The sequence below is a fragment of the Lysinibacillus sp. FSL K6-0075 genome (assembly GCF_038592945.1).
In the GTDB taxonomy this organism is placed as follows: domain Bacteria; phylum Bacillota; class Bacilli; order Bacillales_A; family Planococcaceae; genus Lysinibacillus; species Lysinibacillus fusiformis_F.
The window spans coordinates 3,126,303-3,148,404 of record NZ_CP151947.1 but is presented as its reverse complement, the minus strand read 5'-3'; the positions used below and the strand labels follow the sequence as shown (position 1 = coordinate 3,148,404).

Here is a 22,102-nt window from a genome sequence, read left to right as displayed (position 1 = left end):
AAGACTTGGTATCAAAAAGTGAATTAAATTGCTTCTTGTTACTTTATCTTTTTCTGTCCAATGTATGATTAGGGACTTAGTATACACGAAGCTGGCACATCATCATTTGCAATAGATATAATATAGTAGAAACTCTGAATTTTTTAAAAAAGAAGCCGTCTCATAGTTCTTTGAGACGACTTCTTTACATGAGAGCATTAATATTTTTTTGCTTTTATTTTACCTGTCCAAGTTTTGAAACCACCTTGAAGTTGGTAAATTTGGTTGTACCCACGTTTTTTAAGAAATAATGCAGCACGTGAGCTACGGCCTGTATTTTGACAGTATAGATATACTGGTAAATCTGGGCGGATTTCTTTATAACGTTGACGTAGTGTTGTCGAAGGAACGTTTCGTGCACCAAGAATGTGACCAGCATCAAATTCTTTTTGCTCACGAACATCGATCAGCTGGGCTTTACGATAGCCTTCTATGAATTGCTCTTGCGTTAGGTTGGTTACGGCTTTTTTGAGTCGTAGTGCATTAATACCGATATATGCAATTGTGACTACTAAAACGACACCGATTGTGATAAGTATGTCCAAGATTTTCTTACCCCTTTCTATCTTCCCTATTATTATAAAAGATGCGCTAGCGATAGTCCAATGAGTTTGATAAAATTAACTAGGTTGTGGCGAATTCGTCTATCTCGTTACACAAGCAATCGTTCGCAACTTGAACTGTAGAATATTATTCGTTAAAGTTGAACCACAGGTGGGGCCTGATGGATCATTTTATATTTGTAGGAGATGAACATATGACAACTTGGTATTTTTTAAATTCAGGGAAATGTAGTCCTTCTTTTAACATGGCACTAGATGAAGCATTACTTGATTGGCATAGTGAGGGGTTAATTCCACCGGTGATTCGTTTCTATGAGTGGGAACCTGCAACATTGTCGATTGGTTATTTTCAACAAGCCAAAAGAGATATTAATTTAGATGCTGTACGGGAACAAGGCTTAGGTTTTGTACGACGTCCTACTGGTGGACGAGCTGTCCTGCATGAACATGAGTTAACTTATAGCGTTATTGTGACGGAAAGCTATCCGAATATGCCAGAGTCTGTGACAGAGGCCTATCGTGTGTTAAGTGAGGGAATCTTGCAAGGTTTCCATAACCTAGGTATGGATGCCTATTTTAGTGTACCTGATACAGAGGAGAAAAGAGCTGACTTGAAGAGTCCGAAGAGTGCTGTTTGCTTTGATGCACCAAGTTGGTATGAACTTGTCGTGGAAGGAAAAAAAATAGCGGGTAGTGCCCAAACACGTCAAAAGGGTGTTATTTTACAGCATGGCGCCATTTTATTAGATTTGGACCAGGAGAAATTATTATCCGTATTTAATTTCTCAAGTGAAGAATCGAAGAATCGTATGCGCAGAAAGCTACCAGAAAAGGCTGTTGCCATTAATAGTCTTGTAAAAGAGCCTGTGACAGTTGAGCAGTGTGTGACAGCTTTTCGAGACGGCTTTGCAAAATCGTTGCAAATTGAATTAAAACCATTTACACTTTCTGAGGAGCAATTTGAATATGTCCGAGCTTTAGAAGAAAAAAAATATGCTTCTGATGAGTGGAACTTTAAAAAGTAAAAAATGGTATGGAAAAAATATTTTTTAATGTTTAACCCTAGTCATAACAAGTAGTTCGGAATCTATTAAAAAAAGCAAGAGTTGAATTAAAAAACTATATATAGTATCTTTTTTAAAGACATATACACAATATGTAGTGTTTAACGACACGAGATATTGTGTATTTATTTTGTAATGAAGAAAACAAGGGAGGCAAAACGATGGTACTCACAAATCATCAACCCGAAGTAAACAATCAATTTGAACAGTTAAACAAAGATATCGAACAATTCCCACAGGTACACCCCGTAACGTCTGATATGCATATTACACACAAAGGTGTATCAAGACTCGTCATGATCGATCGCTATTCGTTTAAAGACACAGAAAAGAAAACATTGAAAGCCGGCGACTTTGTTGTATTAACGGTAAAAGCTGACCCAAAATTTCCTGCACGTGGCTTAGGGACAATTCAAAAGCTGGACATGTCTACAAAAACAGCAGATATTTTGATTGAGGAAGATTATCGTAGCGCATTAGACGATCCGCAAGAGCAAGAAACGGGAGTGATTACGCGTTCAATTGACGTGCTAGAAAAGCCTCTTGAGATTTTTTATGAACAAATCGCAAAACGAAATGCAACAGGCCTTGCTGCTGTTGAAAAAACACCCGAAAAACGCCAAGAATGGTTTGAGAAATTTTATAAGCAATTAGTATCTTTAAAATTCATTCCTGCAGGACGAGTGATTTATGGAGCTGGATCTGAAACAGATGTAACTTTCTTTAACTGTTACGTGATGCCATTTGTAGCTGACTCTCGTGAAGGGATTAGTGATCACCGTAAGCAAGTAATGGAAATTATGAGTCGTGGTGGTGGTGTAGGAACAAATGGTTCAACATTACGTCCACGCAACACGTTAGCACGTGGTGTAAATGGTAAATCATCTGGCTCTGTCTCATGGTTAGATGATATTGCGAAGCTGACTCATCTTGTCGAACAAGGTGGTAGCCGCAGAGGTAAGCATAATCTAAGTGCTTCTGCGTAAACAAACCTCGTGAATTGCTGGAAACTCTTTAACGGAAATATTGTCACTTTAATCGAGGTGGGAAATATGGATGTTTATGATGCGATACAACCACAAACTTGTTTAATATGTGATTTTACAATAAATCATAATAAACAAGGATGGTTTACGTCTCATTTGAAAAATGAGCATAATTTAACATTAGATAATTATTTAATATCTTATTTTTATCCAATAGAAATGGTGATCTGTCAATATAGTTTATGTAATAAAAAGGTTAAACTGAGGCGAGGTATTCCTAATCAATTTTGTAGTAGAAGCTGTCGAGGAAAAGGTGAGCCTTTAACTTGTGTAATTTGTGGGAAACTATTCGATGAAAAACATCGGCAGACTAAAACTTGTAGTAAAGAGTGTGCGAGTAGACTTCGATCCCAAAATACAGGTAAGTGGCATAATGACATGCCAAATGAACAAAAAAAGGTTCATTTTAATAATATCATTTCAAAAACAGCTAAAACTAGAAAAATAAATGGAACGCCTTCATGGAATAGCGGTAAGACAGGGGTTTATAGTAAAGAAACCATTGAAAAGATTCGACAAGCTGCATTAAAGCAAATAGAGAGGGAAACGTTTAGAAAAACTAGTATTGAAAAAGCTTTAGAGAATTTCTTAGTTGAACAATCAATCACCTACAAATATTCCTTTATATTTGAAGGTGCACAATTTGATTTCTTACTAGTTGGGACAAATATTCTAATTGAATGTGATGGTGATTTTTGGCATGGGAATCCAAAATTTTATTCCTCTTTTTATGAAGTACAAAAGAGAATAAAAGCTAGGGATCTCGAAAAAAATCAAATTGCAGCAGCTAATGGTTACACTTTACTCCGTTTTTGGGAAGATGAGATAAAAAATGATTTTGAAAATGTTAAAAAACGCATTTTAAATGCACTGCTAGCTACAACGTAATCGGAAACGGTAAACGTGAATGCTTGAAAATAGTAGTGGGATAAAGACAATCAGCAGCCAAGCTCCTTTTAAAGGGGAAGGTTCAACGACCATCGAAAACACGCTAAGTTAGCGGAAGTGAGTAGAGTAGGAGTGAAGCCACTCCGAAGTGCGAGGGCATCTAATTGGATGTAAGATATGGTCTCAACTTCTATGGTGACATAGAGAGTGGGTGTAGCGAACCCGCGTAAGAAATCGGCACAAATGATTATGCTAGCAGATTGGCATCCAGATATTGTGGAGTTTATTATTTCCAAAATGCAAAATCCACGTATTCTGCGTTACCTGATCGAAAATACAACGGATGAAACAATCATCCGTCTAGCCAAAGAAAAATTAAACTTCAAGCCACTTTCTATGCAAGAAGAAGCGATGTATCAAGGCATCGTGAACTACAAAAACATTGAAGGCTTAGGTGGATTCGATACAGCGATCATTCGTGATGCTGAAAATAAATTACGTGATGGTGGCACATACACAGTTCATAACCCAGAGTTTTTAACAGGTGCCAACATTTCTGTGACATTAACAAAAGAATTTATGGAAGCAGTTGAAAAAGACGCTGACTTCGAGCTTCGTTTCCCAGCCGTTGAAGAATATACAAAGGAAGAAATGAGCGTTTATAACACGAAATGGCATGAAGTTGGTGACGTTCGTGAATGGGAGAAAATGGGCTATAAAGTCCGCACATACCGTACAATTAAAGCAAAAGAGTTATGGAATTTAATTAATGTATGTGCAACATACTCGGCAGAGCCAGGTATTTTCTTCATTGACAACGCGAATGACATGACAAATGCAAAGGCATATGGTCAAAGTGTTGTAGCGACTAACCCGTGTGGTGGACTTCGCCTCACGTTAAAAATTGCGGGATAAAGCGGGAAGGCTGAGATGCTAATCCGAACCGAAGGCTAATGGTAAAGCTTTAGTCAGGGGCAACGCATACCCGGTGATCCTACTTTGTAGACTATAATCCGGGCACGAGACCGCAACATTACACATTCATTAAAATTCAAAATTGCCTAATGTAAGAAAGGCTGTGATAGAAATGAATAGAGGTTATGCAGGCTTTTATAAATCACATTATTTAAGAAGCTCTTATGAGTATGCATACGCCAAATTTCTAGATTATCATTGTATTTCTTGGGGCTATGAGGATAGAGTATTTAATATAGGATACAAATTTTATAAACCTGATTTTTTCTTTTATAACGATGCCGGCAATCTTATAAAGATTGTAGAGATTAAGTCTCGCGATAACGAGGCAAAAGAGAAAGCTCTAAAGGCTCTAAATGTTATTAAAACAACTTATGGTATTGATTGCGAATTGATTTCCTATGAAGAGTTGCTCGATATGTATAAACTTGTTCCATTTTCACTCACATCAACGATTACAGAATGGATAGAGTCGAATAATACAACAATAAACAAAGCTGTATATGGTAAATACAATGGACATTTCAATCAAAAACATACTGACCAAACAAAAAGAAAAATCGGTCAGCACACTAAGAAGTTGTGGGAATCCAATAGTCCAGCAAAAGCTAGAATGATTGAAGGTTTAAGAAAATCTGGCTTGGTACAAAAAGGTAAGCAGAAGAAGCCCCGAGAGCAAAGAATTTGCAAAAGTTGTGGGCGCGAATTTGAAGTAATTATTACTTCATCCAAATTGTTTTGTACTCAAGTGTGCGCTGGAAATTCGAATATAAAAATCGCCACACAAGTTTATGTTGAAAATCGAGCAAGTATACATCAAGAAATCAAACAAACTGTCATACAATGGGCAATCGAACATACTGAAATAATAACTGTAACACCCTTGAATAAAATAAAATCAACACTTAATCCATTAATTGAGCAAATTTATCAAGAATTTGGTGTTAAAGATTTTAGAGTAATTTCAAAAGCAGTCTTTGGTGAAGATAGAGGAAGAAAAGAATTACTAAGGTTTATGAAAAAAGTGTGTAATGAAAATGTATGCTGAACTTGCAGGAATTGAACTGTAAGAACTAAAGGATAAAAAGCCTTTAGGATAACAATTATTGGAACAACCACTTGCACCATATTCTGTCTGTAACTTAGCTGCTGTGAATTTAGCACAGTTTGCGAATAAAGAAAATCAATCAGTTGACTACGAAGCATTACGTGAAACAGTTCGTGTTGGTGTTCGTATGCAGGATAACGTTATTGATGCAACACCGTACTTCTTAGAAGAAAACCGTGTACAAGCCCTTGGCGAGCGTCGTGTTGGTTTAGGGGTTATGGGCTTAGCTGATTTACTTATTTACTGTGAAAAAGAATATGGTTCTGAAGCAGGTAATGCGTTAGTCGATGAAATCTTTAAAACAATTGCTGAAACTGCGTATGAGGCATCTACAGAGCTTGCGAAAGAGCGAGGTAGCTTCCCATTCTTAGTTGGTGCTACAAACGAAGAAACAGCTCGTTTACGTAAAGCCTTCACAGAGACAGGCTTTATGCAAAAAATGCCTGCTCACATCAAAGCGCAAATTTTAGCGACTGGTATCCGTAACTCGCATTTATTAACAGTTGCACCAACGGGATCAACAGGAACAATGGTAGGGGTAGCAACAGGTCTTGAGCCATACTTCTCCTTCACGTATTACCGTTCTGGTCGTCTAGGCAAATTCATTGAAGTAAAAGCCGAAATTGTCCAAGAATATTTAAACCGTCATCCAGAAGTAAATGAGCAAGAGCTTCCAGAGTGGTTTGTCACAGCAATGGAGTTGAAACCAGAAGCACATGCTGATGTGCAATGTATTATTCAAAAATGGATTGATTCGTCCATCTCTAAAACAGTAAATGCACCAAAAGGCTATACAGTACAGCAAGTAGAAAAAGTATATGAGCGACTTTACAAGGGTGGCGCTAAAGGTGGTACGGTCTATGTCGATGGTAGCCGTGATTCACAGGTACTTACACTAAAAGCTGAAGAAAATGATATGGATCAATTGTCATTTGAAGAAGAATTGGTAGAAGAACATACAAAACGTCCAGTTGTATTAGTGGACACAATCCAAGCGTTAGAGTCAACAACCGTTATCGGCTCAGACGTAGGGAACACATGTCCAGTATGCCGTAAGGGAACGGTTGAAGAAATGGGCGGCTGTAATACATGTACAAACTGTGGCGCACAGTTGAAATGCGGTCTGTAAATAATATTTTCAATCAAGTTGTGTAGAATTGTAGAATTGAAATAAAGTCGTACCGTTTATAAAAAAGATGTACCGTTTAAAATAAAGTTATACTGTTTGTAAAAAAGTTGCACCGTTTTACCCCTTTAGATTATAGTTGTGATATGCTCCCCAATAAGTAGACAGATTAAAAAATAAAATCTGTTTGCCTATTGGGGAGATTTTTTTATGAGAAAATACAGCTTTTCAAAAGAAGAAAAATTAGAAATTCTAAATTTCTATGAAAATAGCCATTTCACTCTTAATGAGGTGGCCGAGTTGTATAAAGTTGATTCTAGAACAATCAAAGATTGGCAAAATAATTACTTGTTTTTTGGTGAGGAAAGTCTTAATAGAAGTGAAAATCATAATACATATCCGAAAGAAATAAAGCTAGCAGCTGTTCAAGACTATATTTCAGGAAGTTATTCATTAAGAGAAACTGTTAGAAAATATAGACTTTCTGGCACATCCGTTTTGCGAAATTGGATTAAAAAGTATACTAGTCATAGTGAATTAAAAGATTCGAGTAAAGGAATGAGCCAAACTATGACTAAAGGAAGAAAAACAACAGTACAGGAGCGCATTGAAATAGTACAAGCTTGTATTGCCAACGAAAAGAATTATCAAGTAACAGCTGAACAATATGCGATTTCTTACCAACAAGTATATCAATGGGTAAAAAAATTCGAAAAATCCGGGGAATTAGGTTTACAAGATCGCCGTGGCCGTACAAAGTTAGAAGAAGAGTTAAGCACTGAAGACAAGTTTCGTTTAGAAATCCAACGTATGGAACGCGAAAATGAACGATTACGTGCAGAAAATCTCTTCTTAAAAAAGTTAGAGGAAATCGAAAGGAGGCGACGTTAAGTAAAAGTCGTATACATAACCGTTATATTGTCATTCAAGAACTAGCGGCGAAGGAAGCATTGCCAATCATTTTATTATGTGAAATTGCCGGTGTTACACGTGCTGCTTATTATAAGTGGTTGAACCGTCATCCATCAGCACGAGAAATCGAGAATGAACAGCTTCTAGAATCAATTCAGTACCTTTATGCACAAGTAGATGGGATTTATGGATATCGACGCATCACACTTACAATCAATCGCCATCGGGAAAAAGTAGATTTACCGATGGTAAATAAAAAACGTATTTATCGTTTGATGAAAATGTGTCGATTAAAATCGGTGATCCGTAGAAAACGAAAAAAATATCGTAAATCGAATCTAGATTATGTAGCAGAAAACATACTCAGTCGCGAGTTCAAAGCAGATCAACCTAATCAAAAATGGTGTACAGATGTCACGGAGCTTAAATATGGAAATGGCAAAAAGGCTTATTTAAGCGCCATTATTGATTTATACGATAATTCGATTGTAAGTTATGTATTAGGACATTCGAATAACAACAAACTTGTTTTTCAAACGATGATACCAGCTATACAAAAATTAAAAGAGGATGAGCATCCACTTATTCATAGCGATCGTGGTTATCAATATACTTCAAAATTTTTCAAACGGATGATAGATGATGCCGAGATGGTACATAGTATGTCTAGAGTGGGACGTTGTATCGATAATGGACCAATTGAGGCTTTTTGGGGTACGCTCAAATGCGAAAAATACTATTTAAATAAATATGATACATATGAAGCGCTTAAAAAAGCAATTGTAGGATACATTTCGTTTTATAATTCAGAGCGCTATCAAGAAAAATTAAACGGCTTGAGCCCCTTGGAATTCAGGGATCAAGCCGCATAAAGTATTTTTATTATTTCCACTGTCTACTTGACGGGGAGCACTTCATTTTTATGTCAAAAAGAACGAGAACATCTAAAGTTGAAAAGTGGATTAAGGAAGGTCGAGGTTCGGGTATTGGAGAAGACTATAAGCCATGGCTAAACATTCAGGACGTCTCCTCATTAGGAAGATCCACCCGTCTTAGAGGAATTAAAACAAAACGACAGCATGAATTTTTATCAGATTTGGAACGAAACTACTTTTATTTAACTGAATATTCGGATTTTGTTGTTGATATTCGAGAACAATTTCCCTTATTGCCGTTGGAAGAAACGATTGTCATTGCAGATGAATTAGGTCTTAAACATCCTATAGACCCTAAAACGAATGAGTCAGTTGTGATGACAACGGATTTTTTATTAACAGTGGATAAAGGAGAAGGGTTAGTAGAGCTTGCTCGGACTATAAAAATGAAGGACGAGCTTTTAAAAGAGCGAGTTATTGAGAAGTTTGAAGTTGAGCGAGTGTATTGGGAGCGACGCAACATTGATTGGGGTATTGTGACAGAACTTGAGATTCCTAAAGAGATGGCTAGAAACATTAGTTATATTCATGACTATTACGATATTCAACAATATGATGCCTTCCAAAAATTAAGTTCTCAGCATATGGAGGATTTAGCAATGGCATTGTTACAGAGAATATTAAGTAAAGGTGAAAGCATTCGAGAAGTGACAAATCTATTTGATAAAGAAACACATATGCCATTAGGGAGTGGTATGACGCTATTTTATTACTTATTGGCGCAGAAAATTATTCGGGTAGATATGCTAGAGCCATTAAATGTGGAACAACCTATTGTTATCCAGTCAATTGATGAAAGCAAATTGAAGAAGGTGAATTATGGATGATTTATATTAATCAAGTGCTTCAATCTGTAAAAGATTCAAAACGTATTCGTATTATTGAAATTGAGGAATCTTATGTCTATATCGTCAATATTGATTCCAATACATCTATGCCTAAAAAAGAACTCTATTCATCGTTAGTAATGGATATAGAGCAAAAAGAATGCCTTATAATTGCTGATCCGTTTGCACGTGCTGTCGCTGAAGATGAATTGAGTGAGGTCCAGATTCAGAAGAGAGATGCAGATTGGGAAATCATTCAAACATATTGTCTAGAGCATATGAACAGTTTATTGAAGAAGAACGGTAGAGAAATACAAATAAAAGAGATAGCTGAAGCATTGAATGTTACCCCAACAAAGGTCAAAAAATTACTTAGTCGCTATTGGCAACGTGGGATGAACAAAAATGCTATGTTACCCGATTATGCAAATTCAGGTGGTCGTGGAAAGACGAAAACACTAAGAGATGATAAAGTAGGTCGTCCACGTAGAGTAACAGTAAATGGTGAATATCGAAGTGGCATCAATATAACCGATGAAGTTAAGACACAATTTGAACATGCAATTAATAAATACTACCGAAAGACAAATAACTATTCACTAAAAGATGTCTATCACTTTATTCTTCGAGATTTTTACTCAGATCGTTATAAAGAAAATGGAAAGGTTCAATATCGTATATGGGAATCAAATCGTATTCCCTCTTACCATCAGTTTTATTACTGGTTCAAGAAATTAGAGGACCCAAAGAAGGATATTGAATTCCGTAAAAGTGCGAAAGAATATGAATTAAAGCATCGCCCAATTTTAAGTAACTCAAAAGTAGAAACGAACGGACCTGGAACACGCTTTCAAGTTGATGCGACAATCGCAGATATTTATTTAGTCAGCTCTTTTGATGTGAATCTAATTTTTGGTAGACCTGTCATTTATGCAATTGTTGATGTGTATTCACGTATCGTTACAGGGATTTATGTAGGCTTAGAAGGTCCTTCATGGCTCGGGGCGATGATGGCTTTAGATAATATGGTTGCCAATAAAGTTGAATTTTGTAAGGAATATGATATCGACATTACAGAAGAACAATGGCCGACACATCATTTGCCTGAGATCATTATCGCAGACCGAGGCGAGTTTGAAGGCTATGCAGTAGAAGGACTTATTAATAATTTAAATATCAAGATTGAAAATACAACAGCGTACCGAGGCGATTTAAAAGGTATTGTAGAGCGTAAATTCCGCACAATTAATGGCAAAGTAAAGCAAAAAGCCCCTGGAGCCATTCAAAAAGAATATCGAGAGCGTGGGGACAGAGATTACAGGCTAGATGCAACACTTAATTTAAAAGAATTTACAGCATTAATTCTTACAATGGTGCTACATCATAATAATAAAATCATTGATAAATATCCAATGGAAAAAGAAATGATTGCAGAAAGTGTAATACCAACACCTATTAATCTATGGAACTGGGGTATTCAAAATCGCAAAGGTCGCCTGCGCACAGTAGATAGAAATATCTTTCGTTTAAATGTGTTACCACGTGGCAAAGCGACGATTTCAAGAGCAGGCATTATATTCGAAAATTTACCGTATGGCTCAAAGCGAGCGATTGAAGAACAATGGTATGCCAAGCTGAAAAATAAAAGTATTGACATCGTTTATGATCCTCGCCATGTAGATAAAATTTATATCCCAAATGATAACGGGACTGATTTTGAATCGTGTATTTTGTTAGAGTCAAGTCAGCAATACAAAATGGACTTTTTAGAAGAAGTTATTTTTCTACATCAACTAAGAAAAGAGTTAGAGGAAGAAGAACGTTCAAAGCAAGTACAATTTATGATTAATACAGATACGATGATGGATCAAATTATTAAGGCAGCAGAGCAAAAAAAGAAAAACGCAATACATCAACCAACGAGCAAAAAGGAAAAATTAGCTGCAATTAGAGAAAATAAAGCGAATGAAAAACAAATGAATCGCGAGAAAGAGAAGTTTGATTTATCACCTTCTATAACTGAACAAGACACAGAGATTATAGATTTTACATCTAAAAAAAAATCAGAAGAACAACCAGAAAAAAAATCGTCTTCAAGCCTTATGGAAAAATTAAAGCAAAAGCGAGATGAGAAATATGGTAAAAACAAATGATGAGATTGTTCTAAAAGGAGAAATAGAGCAAGCAGTTTATAAAACACAACCTCTTGTTGAGTATGAAAATAATCCATTTATTGAAGCCTTGCCCCCCATTTTTACCGAAGATGATATATTAGAGCATTTTATGCTTACTCCTAGAATTAGCCAGCAAGATAAAGAAAGTGAAGCGAATATTCGTTATCATGTCTTGAAACGAATAAAAAACTTTATTCAGCCATTACCCTTACATTTTGAGCTTGAACGTCGATTATCAACTTTGATTAGAAGAGGTTATTTGGCTCGTAATCCCTTAGATAAAACATTTTTTCAACGAATACGATTACTTCATGAATTGAGAGAAGATGAGAAACAAGCTCATAAATATATAGATGACCGTTTAAATTATATTCGTTCAACAGCTGACAGCCTTTCAATCATTGGAATATCTGGAATTGGAAAAACGACTGCAATAGAAAGATTGTTACTAATGTATCCTCAAGTAATAAAACATGAATCTTATAAAGCACAAATGTTTAACCGGACTCAAATTACATGGCTTAAAATAGATTGTCCCTATGATGGTAGTTTATCAACATTGTGTAAAAGTTTTTTTAAAGCTATTGATGATTTGTTAGGCACACATTATTTAGAGAAATTTGGATATTTCAATAGGATTACATCTACAATGCTATTGTATATGACTTCTTTGGCAAGTTTATACGGGATTGGTATTTTAGTAATTGATGAAATTCAGCACCTTGCAAATTCTAAAAATGAACATGAAGAAATGTTAAACTTTTTTGTTACTTTATCAAACACAGTAGGGATACCTACCGTATTGATAGGAACATCAAAAGCCCAACAACTTTTTAAGGGGAATTTTAGACAAGCACGTAGAGCAGCTAGTGATGGTTCAATTTTTTGGGATCGAATGGCTGAAGATAGTGAAGAGTGGGAGTTTTTCTTGGAGACACTTTGGAATATACAGTGTTTTAAAAGAGTATACAGAATTAACTGATGAACTTAAAAAGATATTTTATGAGGAATGTCAAGGTATTACGGCAGTAGCAGTAAATTTATTTATACTTACCCAAGAACGTATTTTATTCGATGATGATAATTCACAGGAAAAAATTACTTCTAAAGTTTTGAAACAAACTGCGAAAGAAGATTTAAAAATAATTCAACCAATGTTAACAGCAATACGTAAGAATGACTTTAAAGCTATGTACAAGTATGAAGATTTAATGATTAATCTTGATGATCTTATGATAAATCATAAGAAAGGAGCTGAATATGAAGGAAATATCAAAAGTGCAATGAGAGACCGCTTAAATTCCATAGAATATTTGCGTAAAGACAAAATTGAAAGTATAAGAATCGAATTAACGGCATTAGGAATATTTAATGCACTAAATATCAAAGAGATTAAAAAAATTGTTGAAGATGTAGTAAATGAAAATCCTATTGACTTAATTGAAAGTGAATTAAAAAGAATTGCAATACAAAAAGCTATGGACATGAATCAAATAAGACTTAATAAAGAAGAGGTAAAGGGGAAAAATGTAAGTGATATGTCGTTAGTAAATATTCGATTAAAGGCGTTAAAAAATAAAATTCATCCTTATGAAGAATTAAAAAAGAACGCATTTATCTGTAGTCCTTTGAATGAATTTTATTGATTGTTGATAAAGGAGAGGGAAATATTGCTACCATTTTTTACAGATCCATATCCTAATGAATTGTTGTATTCTGCAATTGGACGGTATCATTTTTATAGTGGAAATATAAGTTTTAATGAAACTCTCACAGAATTATTTGGTGATAGAATTTTACTTCCAAGCATTGGATTTGGGAGTAATATGGAATGCCTAGTAAAAATCTTAGGGAATAAATACTCGGTGGAAAAATTAATATTAGAAAATACAATATTTCCATTTTTTTCTCCATTTATTACAAAAGAAAAACAAATGAAGGCATATGAAGATATGAATGGGAACGGTAGAGGATTACATGGTAGATTGGGAATCGTTTCAAGTAAAATAGGAGTGAAAAGTGAAGTGTTTTTCTGCTCAGATTGTGTAGAAGATGATATTGAAAGGTACGGAGAGCCATATATTCATAGAGAACATCAATTACCTGGCATTAATTATTGTCCTCATCACGAAAACATTTTGATGAAATATCCTATTGACTATAAAACATATAGTCGCCATGGTTATATCAGATTCGACAAAAGGGAATTGGATATATTTGTTCCGAAATCTATTGAAGTTGACTCTAATGAATTTAAAGAAATTGAAGTAAAACTTTCCCAAATGGCTTATAAGTTATTTTCTATACCTATCGGTTCTATTGCATTAGATGATGTATTTAAACGCTATAGAACACTCCTAAGACAAGATAATTGGATAGTTAATAATACAAATGTTAGAAGTAAAGATTTTTTAAAGGCTTTTAATTCAAAGTTTCCTAAAGGGTTTTTAGAAAAATTTAATTCATATTCTAAAGGTAATCAAGTTAATTACTGGTTACAAGCTATAACTATTGATCCAAATCGTAAGGAAGTTCATCCATTTAGACATTTGTTATTTCTATATTTTTTTGATCAAGATATAGACACTCTTATAAAGTTGAAAGAAGATGTTGGTCCTTTTGGAAATGGCCCTTGGCCATGTCTAAATGTTGCAGCAAGCCATTATAAAGAATTAGTTGTTACAGATTTAGAAGTTGCTAAAAGAAAAAGCACGGGTGCTTTGGTAGGAAAATTTAAATGTTTATGTGGCTTTATTTATACTAGAACTGGTCCGGAAAAAGATGAAAGTGAGAAATGGATAAGGGATCGAGTTAATGCTTATGGAGAAGAATGGGAATCAAAATTTGATGAATTACGAAACATGAATTTAAGCTCAGAAGAAATTTCGGGGATTTTGAAAATTGCTGAGTCTACTGTTAGACAGAAATTGCTGATTAAAGAAAAATCTACTGAAAGAACTCAATCTTATAGGGAAACATTGCTCTTGTGGAAGGATGAAAATCCTCAATATGGAAGAAAAGAGTTTAGATCTGCCCATCGTAAAGTTTTGATTTATCTGTATCACAATGATAGAGAGTGGCTCGAAGCAAACTTACCAATGAAAAGAGAAAATTTATTAATCAGTCATGAAGAAAAAATAAAAAAATATAGATCAATTATTTTAAAAGTAATAAATAAAAATTCGGATGTATCTAGATCATTTCTATGGGAAAAATATGATGTGGCTTGTAAGTATCTTTATGAAAATGATTTGGAATGGTATAACCTGAATTTCCCAGAAGTTATTAAGTATACGCCTAAAACTTCCTTTGTAGATTGGGAGAGTAGGGATATCGAATATCATGATAAAGTAAAAGAAATCTACCCGCAGTTATTAAAAGAGGAAAAACCTATTAGAATTACAAGAGGCTTATTTAGCAAACGTTTAAATATTTTTATATTATCTACAAAAAGAGAAATGGATAAATTACCCAAAACAGACGCGCTATTAAATGAAATTACAGAGACTATTAGAGAGTTTCAAGTGCGAAGATGTTGTCTTAAAATTGAAGAAATGATAGAAAGGGAAGAGAAAGTAGGATTTGAAAAATTAAGAGAAGCTTGTGCAGTAAATCTTAGAGATTTTAAAATAATTAAGCCAACATTAGAAGATTATATTAATCGAAAGTATGTAAATCAGCGCACCTGATGGAACGCACGACGAATGGTTAGATTTCTGACGTTTTTCAGAAAGCTGGCTTTTGGTCGTACTGTTAGGTGCGCTATTTTTATATTTCGAGCAAGAAGTTTATTATTAATATAAAAAATTATAAAAATTCAAAAATAATACATAAAAAAACGATGTATTTTTTTATAATACATATAAAATATTGTTAATGATAATTCTGGATATAGCTTTATGATTTAATTAGGGTGTTGAGTAAGTTTAATTTTAAAATATATTTACAGAAAGGTAGAAAGGAGGATTTTCGATAGTAGCTATAATCATTTATATTGATACGAAAGATTGATTGGGAGGTAAGAAATATGACGATTACTAGTCAACATTTAAATGAACGGTATAAAGTATTTGAAAATAAAATTAGCGATGCCACATACAAAGCTTTAGAGTGTTTAAATGACATTATTTCAGGTGAAAAGCAAAGGTCAGTTCAAGTATTTTTTTTAGGAAATTCAATTGAATACAATCAAACGCCTGAAAGTAAAATGAAAATAGCCTTATATTACACGAGATTATGCACCATAATTGAAAACTTACTTTTAGAATATAAAAATTATGATGAGGAACAAGTAAAGGTTATTATTGATTATTATATTGAATCGAATGCTATGAAAGAAATGAATTTAATAGGCCTGGGTTATTATTATAATGTGAAATTTAAAAAAGATAGAACAACTTTATATAGCGTTAGTTATGGTAGTGAAAGTAATTGGCATACATGGCTTTTAGAAAATAATGTGGAAGAAAATCATTTGAAGGAAAATGGAGTTCAATTAATATTTAAAGCATGTAAGGAACATATCAATCGTGGGGGCAATATCAACCTAAAATCTTTATCTAAAGGTTTCGGTATAGATTTATTTAAATACATGAGACTGGATGAAAGTTCTAGTGCGCATTTATATATTATTAAAGATGCACCTATCAATTTTATTGAGATAAATAGTAATCAGATATCTTTACAAGAGTATTTGCAATCTGAAAATGTTTTTAGTTTGGATAATACACCTCATTTTTGTATAGATTTTAGCCATCCGAGAAACAAAAAACCTAGTAACTACAATAAATGGTCAAAGAAGTTTCTGAAAGATGAAGTATATATTTCCCAAGCTGAATTTGAAAAAAGGAAAGAATCATATAGTATGCCAGATGACTTCTACGACATAATTATTTTGAATTGGATAAAACAAGAGCGCAAACAAGATGGCGAGGCAGCAATTTCATCAAGGGTAAGTCCAGTAGCAGATAAAGAAATAATTGTTAGTGATATCTTATGGGAAATTGAAGATTATGATATAGGCTTGAATGAAGAAATGATTGAACAAGAGAAATGCTATCATTTTGTATTTGATAAAATTGAATATTATCACCTTATTTACAATTATTTTAAAATATATGCTGAAAAGAAAAAGAATTATAGGTTTATCGAAAATTATGATAAACGTATGAAAAGAGAAATAGATTTTATAACGCAAGAGCTAAATAAATTAAATAAAGAACAGGAAATGTTTGAAAGCTTAAATAAAAATGAAATTGAAGTTGAGGAATTTATTCAAAAGGAAAAAAATTATAAAGACAACAAGTTATTAATTGAAATTTATATTGTTTATGGAGAATTCTTGAAATCTATTTTTATAGATAATATTTCCCCTAAAATACAGTTAGCACTATCATTTATAGATTGGCAAACAGAAGAATTGGAACGAGAATGGTCATTAGAAAATATATATAATTCGAGAAATATTAGTAGGGAGAATGTATTGTTAAATTTATACAAAATTATTTGCAAAGATGCAGCGATGAAAGGAGCAAAGTATGGAGAATAATAAAATGGTTTCATTTAATGTGATAATGAATGACTATTTTAAACGATACGATGTCTATATCCCACTGATTCAACGAAATTATAAATGGGATGCCACGACAGCTTCAAGGTTGGCGAAAGATTTATGGAGCGCATATAAACGAAAACGTTTAAATTATACTTTAGGTATGATTACTTTATATAAGGTAGAAGACACATATCAAATGCAATTAATAGATGGACAACAGCGAATGATAACTTTGCTGATGTTGTTAAAGTATATACAACCAAAGATGGATCATTTTACTTTTAGGTTTGAACGTGATGAAGGCTTAGATAAAAAAAGACAAACGTATTTAAGTAATATTACAAGCGAAAATAAATGGGCAAAAAATGATATGTATACGGATGTAGCGCGATTTGAAGACAATTATTGTGCAATAAAGAAAGCATTAGAAGATGTAGGGTATACAGAGAAATGTGGAGAAGGTTTTTTTAATTATATAATTAGCAATGTACATGTTTTATTGCATATTACTGGAAATGAACCATTTGATGAGTTTGTTAATTTAAATAAAAATAAAACACGATTTGTTATTTCAGATCGTATAAAAGCACATTTAATTATAGATTCTAAAAAAGATGAAAAAGATGAAAAAGATGAAAAAGCAGCTGTCTTGCACCTTTTTCAAGATTTGTCAAAATTAGTATTTAATAAGAGAGATGTTTGGGAGCTAGTACAACAAAGATATATCGAGGAAAATATACCTGAAAGTGATCAAAAAAGATATAAGAATAAACATTATCCAGATGAAAATCGATTAAAGCTTTTATGCTGTGAGCGTTACGGAAGTGATGAGTTTGATGGTAATAGCATATTAGAATATGATTACAACGTTGAGTTAACACATTTAAAACAATATAAAAAAATATTATTGACATTATCGAATGATTTAGAAATGGAAAATTGGAATAGTTATAATGCCTATAATTGTTTATTTGAATTGAATAAGAAACTACGCTTTTTTAGTATGCTAAATAATAATTTAGATTATAAGTTAGAAGAAGTATTATTAAAAGAATGTGAAGATTTGGGTAAACCATTTCAAAAGGCATGTTTTATCGAATCGCAATTGCAAGAAGGTAAAAAGTCTATTAAATATATTGAAGAACATAAAAATATTGAAAATGAATTTGATGAGGTTAATGGAAATCAAAAATTTTGGATTTATAATGGTGCGGCAGAATTTGAAATGTTTAAATCAATATACTTGAATTATATTAAGGGGAAATATAAAAGCGACATAGAGGTGATGTAATGGTAATAGCAGTTCATCAAAATCAAGTATCATTGAGAGATGTTCTTCAAGCATATAATCAAATTATTATTCCAGATGTTCAACGAGATTACGTAATGGGGAGCGGGAAAGAAAAACTTTTAAAACTTTTACATGCAATTGCAGAGAGAAATGAAAAAATAGAGAACTTTAATTTTAGTTGTCTTGTTGGTTATAAAGATAAAAACAATAATTTGTATATTTATGATGGTCAGCAGCGTTTAGCAACTTTAGTTGTTCTTTGTTCATATTTGTTGGATAAAACAAATGCAGAAAACAAAAAAATGCTGGAGAAATTTTCTTTTACAAATAGAGAAACGGCTAATAAATGGTTACGTGATCCCACAATGATTAATGAGTTGGATGCAGTTGACTTCACTACATACTCATTAGCGCAATTAATTAAAGTTTTTAACAGCCAGTCCTTTTATCAAAATAATAAGTATATCAAATTGTCCGAAAAAATAAATTTTGATTTTTTATTTAATAAGGTAATGTTTAATATAATTCTTGTTAATGAAATAAATGATGCAGAGCAATTCTTTTTAGATATAAATGATGGATTAGATCTTAAATCTTACGAATTATATAAAGCAGAATTATATCACCATGCTTCTACAATAATTTGGAAGAGTGATAAAGATAAAGAATTTGAAAAATTTGCATTGAAGCTAGAAAATAAATGGTTGAAATTTTTTATGAATTATAAGTATGAAAAAAATAAAGAAATTCATTGTGAAGAGGAAATGTTGATTTATTTTTTGAAATATTGTTTTCGTATGATGTGGATTGAAGAAAATGAGAACGAAGAAATGAACGATTTCAATACTATCTCCTGGTTAACAAGAGAGCATCTACAACGTGTCGAAAAAATTATTGATAGTATTATTGATGAAATTGATGGCAAAAATGTAGAAGATATTACTTGTATTGATTATTCAACATCTAGACACTTTTTTACTACAAGAGGTCAACATTGGTCTATTAGTGATTCGAATTATAATGCGATGCTGAAAACTTTTTTGTCAAATGTTCATAATGAAGATACACATAAAGACGTGATTATCTGGTCTTACATTTCTAATTTATCGACTGCTGGACAAAATAAAGATACTTTATATAAGTATCTAAGATTTTTGAAGAAATTATTAAATAATAATAGAGCAGAAAATCTGTATGCGAAAATATTGTTTTGCGACTGGGGAGTTGACAGTAAAGAAATTATTTATTCTAGATATTATGTGAAAGGTATTCCTGAATATTACACTGGACATAAAGTGGCCTGTGATGAGGGAACCTTAAATTTTATTAATTCATTAATAGTTTTAAATTATAAGTACATGTGTAGTCCAGATAAAAAGTTTTTAAATATATATCTTCAAGAATCAAAATCAAGTTTTTTAAATGACATTTTAAAGAGAGAACAGAAAAAACATAATTCTGTACAAAAAGAATTGATAGAAAAATACGAAAACTTAAAATTCTTGAATGGGTTAGTAGACAATATTTTAATTTATAGTGAAGAAAGCTGTTATTTAAAGAGTTTATTTAACGAAAACTTTTACAACGAGGTTATAAATAATGGAATTTGGAAAATAAATCTTCAATATAAAGCCATATTATATTTTATTTCAATGAGTAATATTAATCTTATTATTTTTGAAGATGTTACTATATTGTGGAATAATTACAATCCGAATGGGGCTGTACATAAGTCTGAAGGCTCACTGATTCCACATAACTGGTGTGATTTGTTCACATCTGAACAAGGTTTAGAAAAAAGCTTAGAGTATAAATATTTGGACAGTTTTAAACGTTTACCTGATGGATGGATAAGTGAACGAAAAGTTTTTCAACCTAAGGATAATATATATACTGAAAATGAAAAACGTGGGTTTGCAGCTCGCGGTTATATGCATCGCGTTGGAGATATGGAGAATTTTATGGGGAATTTTTAAAATTCAAAATTTGTTGATGGGAATGGAGTACGTAGAGCTTTAGACTGATACTATTTGAAAAATAAAAAACAGCTTGTGATTTTATTTCACAAGCTGCTTTTTAATTTGTTTTAAACCGACCGAAGATCTCATTAGCGATATTTAATAACATTCGAATATCATCTTCATTCTTATCCTCAAGTGTATTAAATAAAATGTTTAAAAGTTCTTCTCTAATATTTTCAGGCTTTTCATTAGTTCTGCTTTCAGGAATTAATACACTTCCTGGATCTACTTCAAGCGCATCTAATATTTTATTTAAAGTTTGTAACGTAATATTTCTCTCTCCGCGTTCAACATCCGACAGATAAGGGGATTGAAAGTCACATTTTTCAGCTAGTTCATCGATTGTTAATTTCTGTGCCTTTCTAATTGCTCTGATGTTCATTCCTACTCTTTTATTTAAGTCCATTTTGTATCACCCCATTTAAGCGTATGTGAGGTGAAACAAGCATTACATACCATTAAATCATAAAAAAAATAACTTATAAGTTTATTTTAATTGATTTATATTATCTTTTGGTATTAAAATGATATAGATTAAATGTAAAGGAGAAAAAATATGAGTAATAATTTACCTTCAAATATAGCGATTGAGAATGTAATTCAATCTAAAATGCGTGGTCGAGTAGCTTATCAAGGTTTTGTGTCTTCGCAAGTTGCAGTTAATTTTTCATATTCAAAGTTATATAATGACTCGTCAGGGAAAGGATATCAGCGGCTGATCAACCGTAAGCGTTGTGAAGATTTTGCAGATTATTTATCTCAAGGAGAGGATTCCTTATATACACCGATTTTATTAAATGCAGCTGGTAACTGGGAGTTTCATGCGTATGATAAGCATCGACCAAATGTTGGGCGTCTTATTTGTAAAAAGAAAGGTACTTTAATGGATGGTCAACATCGTCTTGGGGGAATTGAAAAGTATATTAATGATACAGCGAGTACGTTAATCATCCCATTTTTAGCATTTCATTATTTGGATGAAGATGAGGAAATTAAGCTTTTTGATGTGATTAATACAAAGGCTAAGGGCATTGGAACATCATTAAGTCGATATTTAAATCGAAATAATGATGATTTAAGTTGGGTCGCAACGAATTTAATCTTGAAACCAGAAAGTCCATTTTTTAGTAAAGGAACATTAACTGGAAATCGTAGTAAAGAAAAGAATATTACGCTCCAAAATCTATATAACATGGTGAAATTGTTAACTAAGAAATCAAATCTTGAGAAACTTCCTAAGGAGAAGAAATTAAACCTGTGCCTATTTTATTTCAATACAATTAAGGAACTATTTCCAGAGCAGTGGGCGGATAACAAATTGTATCGAATGACTCATATAACTGGCTTAAATGCTTTAGCTATAGCTGGAAAACAAGTCATTAATGAAAATTATCTTACAAAATCACAACAGCCAGACTCTTCAAAAATTGCTAAAACATTATTGAATCTAAAAGAGATTGACTGGTTAGCTAGTGGAGATTTGAAATATTTGAAGGGAGCTGCTGGATCGAAAATTTCGGCAAAAGACATTATAAACTGCTTAAAAAGTTAAGGTAAGTAGCATATACCAATTAAATTT

Annotated in this window: 13 protein-coding genes and 4 pseudogenes; 15 read left to right on the top strand and 2 right to left on the bottom strand. The window is 32.8% G+C overall.

Annotated elements, in window-relative coordinates; all coding sequences use genetic code 11:
- Positions 1-197 precede the first annotated feature (197 nt).
- Entirely contained in the window at positions 198-584 is a 387-nt protein-coding gene (locus MHB65_RS15435) for a rhodanese-like domain-containing protein (protein WP_004231073.1), read from the bottom strand.
- Between the two features lie 263 nt (positions 585-847).
- On the opposite strand from MHB65_RS15435, the gene MHB65_RS15430 reads away from it, so the two are divergent.
- The 14 genes and pseudogenes from MHB65_RS15430 (at position 848) to MHB65_RS15365 (ending at position 20,478) form a co-directional block, all read left to right on the top strand.
- Entirely contained in the window at positions 848-1,627 is a 780-nt protein-coding gene (locus MHB65_RS15430) for a biotin/lipoate A/B protein ligase family protein (RefSeq protein ID WP_342443752.1), read from the top strand.
- A 200-nt stretch (positions 1,628-1,827) separates the two neighbouring features.
- Positions 1,828-2,625: pseudogene (locus MHB65_RS15425) on the top strand (ribonucleotide reductase N-terminal alpha domain-containing protein); the annotation flags it as partial.
- Between the two features lie 93 nt (positions 2,626-2,718).
- The gene (locus MHB65_RS15420) at positions 2,719-3,600 is read left to right on the top strand and encodes a DUF559 domain-containing protein (protein WP_342440946.1); all 882 of its coding nucleotides are present in this window, start codon (positions 2,719-2,721) and stop codon (positions 3,598-3,600) included.
- A 228-nt stretch (positions 3,601-3,828) separates the two neighbouring features.
- Positions 3,829-4,482 (top strand): annotated as a pseudogene (locus MHB65_RS15415) (ribonucleoside-diphosphate reductase); the annotation flags it as partial.
- Between the two features lie 205 nt (positions 4,483-4,687).
- Positions 4,688-5,623: a restriction endonuclease gene (locus tag MHB65_RS15410; protein ID WP_342440945.1), complete on the top strand. Its 936-nt coding sequence runs from the start codon at positions 4,688-4,690 to the stop codon at positions 5,621-5,623.
- Positions 5,624-5,684: 61 nt separating this feature from the next.
- Positions 5,685-6,812 (top strand): annotated as a pseudogene (locus tag MHB65_RS15405) (ribonucleoside-diphosphate reductase); the annotation flags it as partial.
- A gap of 207 nt (positions 6,813-7,019) precedes the next feature.
- Positions 7,020-8,593, top strand: a protein-coding gene (locus MHB65_RS15400) for an IS3 family transposase (RefSeq protein WP_342440944.1) whose coding sequence is annotated in 2 segments (ribosomal slippage) — positions 7,020-7,662 and positions 7,662-8,593 — 1,575 coding nt in all. Because the reading frame shifts where the segments join, the coding sequence is not laid out codon by codon here.
- 50 nt (positions 8,594-8,643) lie between these two features.
- A complete protein-coding gene (locus MHB65_RS15395) occupies positions 8,644-9,483 on the top strand; it encodes a TnsA endonuclease N-terminal domain-containing protein (protein WP_342440943.1) in 840 nt (279 codons plus the stop codon).
- On the top strand, positions 9,480-11,636 hold the full coding sequence (locus MHB65_RS15390) for a Mu transposase C-terminal domain-containing protein (protein ID WP_342440942.1): 2,157 nt from the start codon (positions 9,480-9,482) through the stop codon (positions 11,634-11,636). The genes MHB65_RS15395 and MHB65_RS15390 overlap by 4 nt, the downstream gene beginning before the upstream one ends.
- A pseudogene (locus tag MHB65_RS15385) lies at positions 11,611-13,303 on the top strand (ATP-binding protein). The gene MHB65_RS15390 and the pseudogene MHB65_RS15385 overlap by 26 nt, the downstream one beginning before the upstream one ends.
- 24 nt (positions 13,304-13,327) lie before the next feature.
- Complete coding sequence (locus MHB65_RS15380; RefSeq protein WP_342440941.1) at positions 13,328-15,346, top strand: TnsD family Tn7-like transposition protein; 2,019 nt, start codon at positions 13,328-13,330, stop codon at positions 15,344-15,346.
- Between the two features lie 338 nt (positions 15,347-15,684).
- Complete coding sequence (locus tag MHB65_RS15375; protein ID WP_342440940.1) at positions 15,685-17,205, top strand: hypothetical protein; 1,521 nt, start codon at positions 15,685-15,687, stop codon at positions 17,203-17,205.
- Positions 17,195-18,502 carry a DUF262 domain-containing protein gene (locus MHB65_RS15370; RefSeq protein WP_342440939.1) on the top strand — a complete coding sequence of 436 codons (1,308 nt, stop codon included), beginning with the start codon at positions 17,195-17,197 and terminating at the stop codon, positions 18,500-18,502. The genes MHB65_RS15375 and MHB65_RS15370 overlap by 11 nt, the downstream gene beginning before the upstream one ends.
- Complete coding sequence (locus tag MHB65_RS15365; protein WP_342440938.1) at positions 18,502-20,478, top strand: DUF262 domain-containing protein; 1,977 nt, start codon at positions 18,502-18,504, stop codon at positions 20,476-20,478. Before MHB65_RS15370 ends, MHB65_RS15365 begins: the two co-directional genes overlap by 1 nt.
- Before the next feature lie 100 nt (positions 20,479-20,578).
- Here the strand turns inward: MHB65_RS15365 and MHB65_RS15360 are convergent, their stop codons facing one another.
- Positions 20,579-20,929, bottom strand: a complete 351-nt coding sequence (locus MHB65_RS15360) for a helix-turn-helix transcriptional regulator (RefSeq protein ID WP_333719900.1) — start codon at positions 20,927-20,929, stop codon at positions 20,579-20,581.
- 150 nt (positions 20,930-21,079) lie between these two features.
- On the opposite strand from MHB65_RS15360, the gene MHB65_RS15355 reads away from it, so the two are divergent.
- The gene (locus tag MHB65_RS15355; RefSeq protein ID WP_333719899.1) at positions 21,080-22,075 is read left to right on the top strand and encodes a DGQHR domain-containing protein; all 996 of its coding nucleotides are present in this window, start codon (positions 21,080-21,082) and stop codon (positions 22,073-22,075) included.
- The last annotated feature ends 27 nt before the right edge of the window (positions 22,076-22,102 follow it).